Raw genomic sequence first — 8,973 nt, forward strand, 5'->3', positions numbered from 1 at the left:
CGAGGAAGCCGCGCAATGTGGCTATTGTATTTCCGGAATGGTGATGCGCGCGCAGGCACTGCTGCACGCAAAGCCAAATCCTACAGACGATGAAATCCGCAATTACATGCGGCCCAATCTTTGCCGTTGCGGCACGCATACCGCCATCATGCGCGCAATCAAGCGCGCCGCCATCGCCTAGGGAGGTTCGCCATGAATGCTCCGCTCCAGCTCTCACGTCGCGATCTCTTGAAAGGGTCGAGCGTTCTGGTTGTTGCCTTTTCACTCCCGCCGCACATGAACGCACTGGCCCAGGACGCCGCCGCTGCGACAAAGCCTGTGAGTCTCGATCAGGTCGATTCGTTCCTTGCCATCGACGACAAGGGCATGGTGACGCTTTACGCCGGAAAGGTTGACCTCGGAACAGGCGTCAATATTGGGCTCGCTCAGATTGTCGCAGAAGAGCTCGATGTGCGGCTTGCGAATGTCAGCCTGGTGACCGGTGATACGGCGCTCACACCAGATCAGGGGCCAACCTATGGGAGCCAGTCCATCCAGACTGGGGGCATGCAAATTCGCCAAGCCGCTGCCACCGCGCGAAACGCGCTACTGGATCAAGCCGCTCAACGTCTGAACGTGGCAAAGGACGATCTTGCGATCAACGAAGGTGTTATCGCTCCGAAAGCGGGCGGCACCGGGGTTGCCTATCAGGATCTGATCGGCGGCAAAAATTTTATGCTGAAAGTCGACCCGGCTGCGCCGATGAAAAACCCTGCCGACTACAAAATCGTGGGCAAACCGATCGCTCGTCGAGACATTCCGGAAAAGTTGACCGGAAAATTCACCTATATGCATGACTTCCGCATTCCGGGCATGCTGCATGGAAGCGTGATCCGTCCGCCGGCGCTCGGCGCAACGCTCCTGAATATCGACGAGTCATCTATCAAGGACGTTCCGGGCGTCGTCAAACTGGTCCGCGATGGCAATTTCCTTGGGGTCGTGACAGAGACCGAGTGGGCCGCCGTACGTGTTGCCCGGGAACTGAGGACAACCTGGTCAGATTCCAAAACTCTCCCGGAGCAGAAAGACCTCTGGGAGCATGTCCGCACGACCAAGATTCTGAAGGACGATGTCACCAGCAATATTGGCGACGTTTCAGCCGCCATGGCTGCGAGCGGCAAGAAGTTGAGCGCGACCTATGATTTTACCATCCACACGCATGGCTCGATCGGTCCCTCCTGCGCGATTGCAGAATTTAAGGACGGAAAATTAACGTCCTGGACGGCGTCGCAGGCGACCCACAATCTGCGCAAGCAACTTGCCAAGATGTTTTCGATGGCACTTGACGATGTCCGCTGCATTTATGTGGATGGCGCGGGCTGCTATGGCCGCAATGGTCACGAGGACGCAGCGGCCGATGCCGCATTACTGGCAAAAGCCGTCGATAAACCGGTGCGCGTGCAATGGTCCCGGGCAGATGAACATGGATGGGACCCGAAAGGGCCGCCGACATTGATCGACCTGGGTGCGAACGTTGATGCATCGGGAAACGTTACGGCGTGGGAATCCGAATTCTTTATTCCGCAAGGGGCGGCAGGCACCGTCGATCTCGTAGCCGCAACGCTGAGTGATAAGCCTGTCGATGGTCTCTTGTCGCCGGGCGGCATCATTGGTGATTCCGCAATCGGCTACAAATTCCCGAATATTAGAACAGTTTGCCATCGCCTCGAGACGACACCGTTACGTCCCTCCTGGATCAGGACACCGGGGCGGATGCAGAACACTTTCGCCAATGAATGCTTCCTCGACGAAATTTCAGCGGCCGCGAGCGCGGATCCGCTCGAAATCCGAGTCAAATATACCGATCCTGCCGATAAGCGCGGACTCGATCTATTGGATCATCTTGCAAAACTGTCGAACTGGCAGAAGCGGCCATCGCCGCAGAAGAACGTCTCCGGCAATATCGTGAAGGGACGCGGAGTCAGTTACGTCAAATACGAACTTGTGCGCACCTATGTGGGCGTCGTCGTCGAAGTAGAAGTGAATCGGACGGCCGGCGATGTCCGGGTGACAAAGGTCTATGTCGTTCACGATTGCGGACAGATCATCAACCCGAAAGGAGTTCAGGCCCAGATCGAAGGAAATGTTATCCAAACCGTCAGCCGTACTTTGAAGGAAGAGGTCACATTTGATCGAAGCATGGTGACCAGCCTTGATTGGGCAAGCTACCCGATCCTGACGTTTCCGGAACTTCCGGAAATCGTCATCGAATTGATCGATCGCCCGAACGAGAAGCCGTGGGGCGCGGGCGAACCGTCGGCAGCCGTGGTGCCTTCCGCAATCTCGAATGCGATTTTCGATGCGACCGGCGCGAGGATTCGCTCAGTGCCGTTCAAAGCATCAAAACTGCAGCCGATCTTGAGATCGATAACGTAACGGCGCCGGTGATGCGTGCGTATTCGGCCTCGATGAACAGCACGTCGTCGCCAGTTTGGCGCCGGTCTCGCGCAGCAAGACGTTCGATCCGAAAGATCTGGTCGGCGAGATCTATATCGGCATCTCTAAGCACTTCTTCGAACTTCCTCCTGCAAGGTGTCTCGCGTCGCGTTTGCTCATGCGCGGAGCAGCCGTTCCCACAAGTCTACGAGAGGGTCAAATGGTCAAAGCACAAGCTGGAGGCAACGATGATCTCAAAGTTTACGACGTCAACACCAATGGTATTGCTCTGCACGTAACTGAGCGAGGGGAGGGGCCAGCCGTTATTTTCTGCCACGGGTTTCCGGACACCTCTTATACGTGGCGTCGACAGATGAAAGCCATAGCATCAGCTGGATACCGGGCGATCGCTCCCGACATGCGCGGCTATGGACGGAGTTCAGCACCAGCGGATGCAGCCTTGTACACGCCCCTGCAAACGGCCGGCGATCTGGTTGGCATTCTCGACGCGCTCAAAATATCCAGAGCCGTCCTGGTAGGTCATGATTGGGGTGCCACTCACGCATGGAATGCCGCGATGATGCGACCTGATCGATTCACAGCGGTGTTTTGCCTAAGCGTGCCTTACGTTCCGCGTGGGGATATCAGCGTCTTCGAAAGAATGCGGAATTCGGGCCATCAAAACGATTTCTACATGTTCGAACAGATCAGGGGGACGCCGGTCAAATTTGGGCTGACGCCGCAGTCACGATTCCAGGCGTCCTGCATTGGGCCTCGGGCTCTGCTCCGGCGGGCGAGCAGTGGAGTCCCTTGGATCCTGCACGGAGCCTTCATCGGCCAGCCCCCGGTCCGCTGCCGCCATGGGCGGAGCCGGAATACGTCAACCATAACGTCGCGGAATTCCAGCGCACCGGCTTTCACGGTGGCCTCAACTATTACCGCGCCGCCGAACCCTATTTCCATTTGTCCGCAGCTTTCAAAGGAGCGAAGATCACCCAACCCTCTTTTTTTATCTGGGGAAAGGCGGATGGATTGAAAGAACTCTATCCGCTTACAATAGACCAAATGCGCGCGGGCCTGCCTGGTCTTGTTGGCGGGCTCGAGCTCGAAAATGTAGGCCATTGGGTACAGCACGAAGCGTCGGATCTGGTCAGCGACGAGATCGTTAATTTCCTGCGCACAGTGGACGCCACCTGACCAACCTAAACAACTAATCATGGGACCTGCGCGGTAGGAACGAAGCCTGTGAAATTAAGCGCGATCTAACTCATTATGTATCGACGGCGAGCGCTGCAGATGTCCGTTTCGGTCAATCGCGTCGTTCTGACCTGGGGCTTGTTACTTCCGCCCCCTATCAACGGACATCGACGCACCGGCCCACATCGGGTGCGGCTAACGCCGGTCACTATTAATCACTCTCAAATACCCTCCCGCAGCACAGGAACTAAAACGCAATGAGGCGGTTGACCTAACAATCTCTAAATTCCCCTCAAGACATTTATCGCGATGCCCGGCGCGAAGGAACCACTGTGTTCACCGGCCAGCCGCGACAAAATACGAAAGTTATGACCAACGCTATGCTGCGAAGATCCAACCCCACCCGACGAAATCAACCAACCGGAGTCGTCCGCGCCCGAGCAGGTAATGTTCAAAGCTTCCAAAGAAACTATGACCGCTATTTGTCCCTTGCCCGCGCCGAAGCCTTAGCGGGGGATCGGATCGCGGCGGAAAATTACTTCCAACACGCCGAACACTATTTTCGGGCAATCCGCGAGAGTCAAAACTGAGAAGCGCCCAGCAATGGGTTGCGTCCGCCGGTTGAGTTCCGCTCCAAGCTGTCCTGCGATCAGGTCGTATTCGGAGCGAATCCTCTCCTTGCCATAGAGCCGCTCGAGGCGGCGCACCGTAAAATGACCGCGCGCGACATCCTGGAAATGCTCGATGAACGCATAATTCACCGCAGCGCCTCCGAGCGCGCCGACGAGGGGCAGGGCTTGCGCGGCAACTTTCTGCGTGACCACCAATCCGAAGCGTGCAGCGACCTGGGTGACGAACTTCAGCAGGATGGGTCGCACCTTCCTTGAGGAGGCCTCGTTCGGCGACGAACCGGGCGGCTTCCGACACCGTCTTGGCGAGCATGCCCCGAACGGCGAAGTATCCGCTCTCCGATGCGTCGGCCGATCCAGCTCGCCCGCCCAATGCGAAGACCTCGACGCAGGCGAGGGCGGTCTCCGGATCGGACAGGTCCTCGCCCTCGCTCCGTGCGATGTCCGCGATCGAGCGCAGCATGATGGTGGTCGAAACCGGCAGCTCGAGCGGAAGCGCGGCCAGTCCGAACGTTCCCCCCGCAGCTCCCGATGCCGTCGCGAGCGCCCGGTGCAGAAATTGCGAATTGGACCGGGGTGAAGACGGGAGCGTGCGCAATGCGACCTTGAGCGCCGCTTCGAGCCCCTTCGAGGTGGCGGATGCGATTGCGAGAGCGGGCATGGTTTGCACGCAGGGAGCCCATGTCGGTCCGCAAATGAGGGCATAGGACGCCCGCAACTTGGTGCTGATGTCGGCAAAATTGCTCGAAACAATGCCTGCCGCGGGTCTGCGACCCGGAGATCGCAGTTTGCTCCGTGCACCCCTGCAGTGTAATCTGCGGCAAGTAGGTTCGGATGGGGCGGGTCTGGAAGAACAAGTAAGCTGGGGCCAAGTTCCCTGGCTCCGGAGTGCAATCACGATCGGCGTCGGCTCGTTTCCAGAATTTCCAGAGTCGCACCTTCCCGTCTGGATAGAACGCGGCGATGGCTTCCGCAAAGATTTCTCGCTTCGAGCTTGGGGCGCGGCCGCCAACGCGTCTCTCAGATTGGCAAGCCCTTTCTACGAAGAATCGAGTCGAACCGCTCGACCTCAGAGGTGCCGGAGGCATTCTGCTCACGAATACGCGCCTCCTTTTGAAGATGCGCCTGCGCCTCACCTAGAAGGCGATCCAGCTGATCGGACCGGACGGCAATAACACCGTCGGCGTCGCCGACGATAAGGTCTCCGGGGTGCACTGTCAGACCCGCACATGCGATAGGAATATTGATCTCACCCGGCCCCTCCTTCGTCGGGCCGCGATGGGTGTTTCCCCGCGCGAAGATAGGTGGGCCACCCCAGGCCCATTCCAGAACATCGCGAATGGCACCATCGATGACGAAACCTCCGATGTTCTTGGCGATCGCCGTCGTGCGCATCAGGCCGCCGATCAGCGCCTGCGTCGTGTCGCCCGCACCGTCGACCACGATGATGTCACCGGGTTCGGCCATCAACATCGCCTTATGCAGCATGAGATTGTCGCCTGGTCGAACCCGCACCGTCAAAGCCGGCCCGCAGAGCGCCACTTGCAGATCGCCGTGATAAGGTTTCAGTCCAATGGCGCCGATATGACGCCCGAGGCAATCGCCGAGAACCGGCACAGGAATCGGCCGAAAGGCTTCGATGATGTCGCTGTTCAATCCTTGGCGCGGATTGATGACATAGCCCGTAGGCCAAACAGATTCGCTGGAGTTGCTGATCATTTCAATCCGCCTATGTGAAACTTGGATCGGTCGCATTGAAAGGTTTGGACCGTAGCGGGTGAAGCCTCACGACCGCCAGGTCAACGGCGGCACCGAGGCCGGGCGCCTCGGAGCATTCGAAGCGGCCGGCCTGCAACGCGGGGGACGGTGAAGCCATGCAGCCATCAAAGAGTGATGATTCATCATACTGCTGCTCGACGGCCGCAGTGAGACCGATCGCGGTACAGGCATGCACCGTATGAGCGTGTGCGACGGGGCCGGAGGGATTGTGCGGGGAGATCGTCACGCCGGTTTGTGCCGCAAGGTCGCAGATTGCCGAGAACTCCCGGTGGCCGCCGCAATACTTGATGTCGGGCATGACGACGTCGTAGAGGCCGGCCTTGATCAGAGGCGCGAAGCCGGCCATCCCGACAGCGTTCTCGCCACCCGCGAGAGACATGTTTCTTGAATTCGCTTTCTTGCGGAGCCGACCGATGGCCTCATGCCATAACAACGATTCCGGGACAGGGCATTCGATCCACGTCAATCCAAACGCGGCCACCTCGTCGATGAAGTCGATCGCGGTGATTTCATCGAGTCGCCAGTGACAGTCGACCATGAGATCGGTCGTGGTAGGGAGCGCATCGCGAACGGCCGCGATCCTCTCGATGGCCCGCGTGAAATCCTGTCGTCCCTCGACCGTACGAACCGTATCGGGAAGGACGCGATCAAACGGCATGATCTTGATGCCCCCAAAACCTGCTTTTGCCGCGGCCTTCGTCGCTTCTGCGAAGCCGTGAGGCGTCCGCTCGCGGATGCTGCGATTGACGGTGGCATAGGCCCGCAAAGGGCGACGTGGCCGGTCCGAGAGCAATCGATGTAGCGGAACTCCAGCAGCCTGGGCTTCCAGGTCAAGGAGACATTGGTCAAGCCCGCTAAGGACCGCATTTCCTACACGGCCGCTCGGGAACGATGGCAAGGCTCGGCGCAGCCCTTCCAGATCGTCTGCCGTCTTTCCGACGAGATGGCCTCGCAGCAGGCCCAAGACCGCATGCATGATTCCTTCGTGGGAGCGAAGGGTCACCTCGCCCCAACCGAGCAGGCCTCGGTCGCATGATACGCGCATGAACGTCCAGTTTGACGCGTCACTCGCTGCGATCGAGTGCAATTCGATGCCTCTGATGCGGATTTCCGACTTCGGCTTTACGTTTGTCACGGGGACCCCAAGGGTATTCAAATCGATCTGCACGCCCTATGCTCCTTTGATGACGACTGGTACCAAGAGACCGATCAGTTCGGATCATCCAGCCCCGACGCAACTCGTCGACGCGAAAAAAGCGGCCGAGATGCTGGGCGTCTCGATCGCGTCGCTTTACTCCTATGTCAGCCGAGGAAAGCTGGGCCGCACCGAGGATCCGGCCACCGGCACGAGCCTCTTCGGCGTTCAAGAAATTCAGGAGTTCGTGTCGCGCCGCGACCGGGGGAAACGGCCGGACCGGGTTGCGATCGCCTCCCTGGATTTTGGTCTTCCGGTACTCGAAAGCGGCATCTCGACCGTCGAGGATGGTCGTCTGCTGTTTCGTGGACACGACGCGGCGGAGCTTGCCGCCCACGTGGACCTGGAGACCGTCGCCGCGTTGCTGTGGGGACTTCCAACCGCAAAGCTTGAAACAGGCGTGCTTGCAGACGTTCCGCCTGGCCCGTTCAAGGCGGGCTTTTCCGGATGGCTCGCGCAGGAGGCGGCTGTTTGCCCCTCTCGTACATCCTGGGCCACCTCCGACGTGCTGCAGCACGCGTCGCGAATTTTCCAGACTGCGGCTGCGATCGGAACGGGTTGTCCCGACGGGAATATCGCGGTGCATCAGCGACTGGCGACGCGCTACGGTGTAGGTCAAGGCGATGTCGATCTGCTCAAGGCTGCTCTTGTCCTGCACGCCGATCACGAGCTTAATACCTCGACCTTTGCCGTGCGGTGCGTGGCGTCGACCTGTGCCAATCCGTATGCCGCCGTTCTGGCCGGGGTCTGCGCCACGATGGGAAGTCGTCATGCCGACTTTCGGGCGGCGTTGGACACCATCCAGCGCTACGCAAAAACCGGCCATTACCACGCGCCCCAAGGCAGAGCGGCAATTACCGGCTTTGGACACCCGCTCTACCCGCAGGGCGATCCACGGGCCCGCACCCTTCTCGATGCGCTCGGCAGTCGGCCGCATCTTGCGGTGAGCATGGCGGTGGTGGGCGACCTGATCGCGCAAGTCGGAAGGGAAACGGGAAAGCTTCCGAAGAACGATTTCGCAATGGCCGCGCTGGTTCACGCCCTTGCCTTGCCCATAGAGATGGCAGACATCATTTTTACGACCTCGCGCCTGGTCGGATGGGTGGCCCACGCCTTGGAGCAATATGCGCATCCCACACTTATTCGTCCGAGGGCGCGCTACAGGCTGGTTGCGGAGCATGGCGCCTAGAGCTCCGGAGGCCGGCTGGCCTTAAGCAACCGTTCGAGCCCGGCGGCCAGTGAAATCAGCGACGCGTCCTGGAACGGCATGGCCATGAGATCGATGCCCACGGGAACGCCGATCGGCGCACCCGGCTCCGGGGGCGTGAAGCCTGCGGGCAAGTCCACTGCGGGGAAGCCAAGCGCCGAGGCGAAGATTCCGTTGCGCTCCGGCCGCGGCGTGTCCGTCAGTTTGAGCGACGCTCTCTTTTGCATCGGGTAGGCGAGGGCGTCGAGGCGCTCGCGTCGCATCAAGTCCTGGGTTTTGCGACGGAAGGTCAGGATGTTCGACAGAATTTCGAAATATTTCTCGCTCTCCAGCGGCGCCTTCCATTTCAGGGCGTTCGCGAGATAGCTCTCCATCGTCGCGGGATACTTCCCAGCCGCGACATATTCTTGCACCGTCTTGACGGGAGAGTCTGGCAGACTGGCGAGATAGCGTTCGAAGAGGGGCTTAAATTCGTAGTTGTTGATGTTGAGACTCGCATAGCTCGCCTCTGAATCGAAGTCCTGATCTTCGATCTCGATGATCTCGGCGCC

Annotated in this window: 7 protein-coding genes and 4 pseudogenes; 6 read left to right on the plus strand and 5 right to left on the minus strand. The window is 59.4% G+C overall.

Features of this window, described 5'->3' with window-relative positions; translation table 11 throughout:
* The 5 genes and pseudogenes from ABSE61_RS34930 to ABSE61_RS34950 form a co-directional block, all read left to right on the plus strand.
* The coding region (locus ABSE61_RS34930) for a (2Fe-2S)-binding protein (RefSeq protein ID WP_423875732.1) at positions 1–181 on the plus strand (181 nt) is incomplete at its 5' end.
* A gap of 11 nt (positions 182–192) precedes the next feature.
* Positions 193–2,415 carry a xanthine dehydrogenase family protein molybdopterin-binding subunit gene (locus ABSE61_RS34935; protein ID WP_423875733.1) on the plus strand — a complete coding sequence of 741 codons (2,223 nt, stop codon included), beginning with the start codon at positions 193–195 and terminating at the stop codon, positions 2,413–2,415.
* Positions 2,416–2,788: 373 nt separating this feature from the next.
* Positions 2,789–2,995 (plus strand): annotated as a pseudogene (locus tag ABSE61_RS34940) (alpha/beta fold hydrolase); the annotation flags it as partial.
* A 29-nt stretch (positions 2,996–3,024) separates the two neighbouring features.
* Complete coding sequence (locus ABSE61_RS34945) at positions 3,025–3,612, plus strand: alpha/beta fold hydrolase (protein ID WP_423875738.1); 588 nt, start codon at positions 3,025–3,027, stop codon at positions 3,610–3,612.
* Positions 3,613–3,992: 380 nt separating this feature from the next.
* Positions 3,993–4,202 (plus strand): DUF4167 domain-containing protein, encoded by a 210-nt coding sequence (locus ABSE61_RS34950; protein ID WP_423875736.1) that lies wholly within the window; start codon positions 3,993–3,995, stop codon positions 4,200–4,202.
* Positions 4,203–4,268: 66 nt separating this feature from the next.
* Here ABSE61_RS34950 and ABSE61_RS34955 read toward each other — a convergent pair.
* The 4 genes and pseudogenes from ABSE61_RS34955 to ABSE61_RS34970 form a co-directional block, all read right to left on the minus strand.
* Positions 4,269–4,920 (minus strand): annotated as a pseudogene (locus tag ABSE61_RS34955) (EcsC family protein); the annotation flags it as partial.
* A 341-nt stretch (positions 4,921–5,261) separates the two neighbouring features.
* Positions 5,262–5,960: an RraA family protein gene (locus ABSE61_RS34960; RefSeq protein WP_423875734.1), complete on the minus strand. Its 699-nt coding sequence runs from the start codon at positions 5,958–5,960 to the stop codon at positions 5,262–5,264.
* A 10-nt stretch (positions 5,961–5,970) separates the two neighbouring features.
* Positions 5,971–6,786, minus strand: coding sequence for an enolase C-terminal domain-like protein (locus tag ABSE61_RS34965; RefSeq protein ID WP_423875737.1), 816 nt, complete (start codon positions 6,784–6,786; stop codon positions 5,971–5,973).
* Between the two features lie 81 nt (positions 6,787–6,867).
* Positions 6,868–7,065: pseudogene (locus ABSE61_RS34970) on the minus strand (hypothetical protein); the annotation flags it as partial.
* On the opposite strand from ABSE61_RS34970, the gene ABSE61_RS34975 reads away from it, so the two are divergent.
* Positions 7,064–8,404 carry a citrate/2-methylcitrate synthase gene (locus ABSE61_RS34975; RefSeq protein WP_423875735.1) on the plus strand — a complete coding sequence of 447 codons (1,341 nt, stop codon included), beginning with the start codon at positions 7,064–7,066 and terminating at the stop codon, positions 8,402–8,404. The pseudogene ABSE61_RS34970 and the gene ABSE61_RS34975 overlap by 2 nt on opposite strands.
* Here the strand turns inward: ABSE61_RS34975 and ABSE61_RS34980 are convergent.
* Positions 8,401–8,973, minus strand: a pseudogene (locus ABSE61_RS34980) (hypothetical protein); the annotation flags it as partial. The gene ABSE61_RS34975 and the pseudogene ABSE61_RS34980 sit on opposite strands and share 4 nt — an antisense overlap.

This window comes from Bradyrhizobium sp., from assembly GCF_049519115.1.
Classification (GTDB): domain Bacteria; phylum Pseudomonadota; class Alphaproteobacteria; order Rhizobiales; family Xanthobacteraceae; genus Bradyrhizobium.

What these genes read in the sequence shown, in the direction of transcription:
- ABSE61_RS34935 (WP_423875733.1), top strand. Translation starts at nt 193, where the DNA reads ATGAATGCTCCGCTCCAGCTCTCACGTCGCGATCTCTTGAAAGGGTCG.
- ABSE61_RS34950 (WP_423875736.1), top strand. Translation starts at nt 3,993, where the DNA reads ATGCTGCGAAGATCCAACCCCACCCGACGAAATCAACCAACCGGAGTC.
- ABSE61_RS34960 (WP_423875734.1), bottom strand. Translation starts at nt 5,960, where the DNA reads ATGATCAGCAACTCCAGCGAATCTGTTTGGCCTACGGGCTATGTCATC.
- ABSE61_RS34975 (WP_423875735.1), top strand. Translation starts at nt 7,064, where the DNA reads ATGAACGTCCAGTTTGACGCGTCACTCGCTGCGATCGAGTGCAATTCG.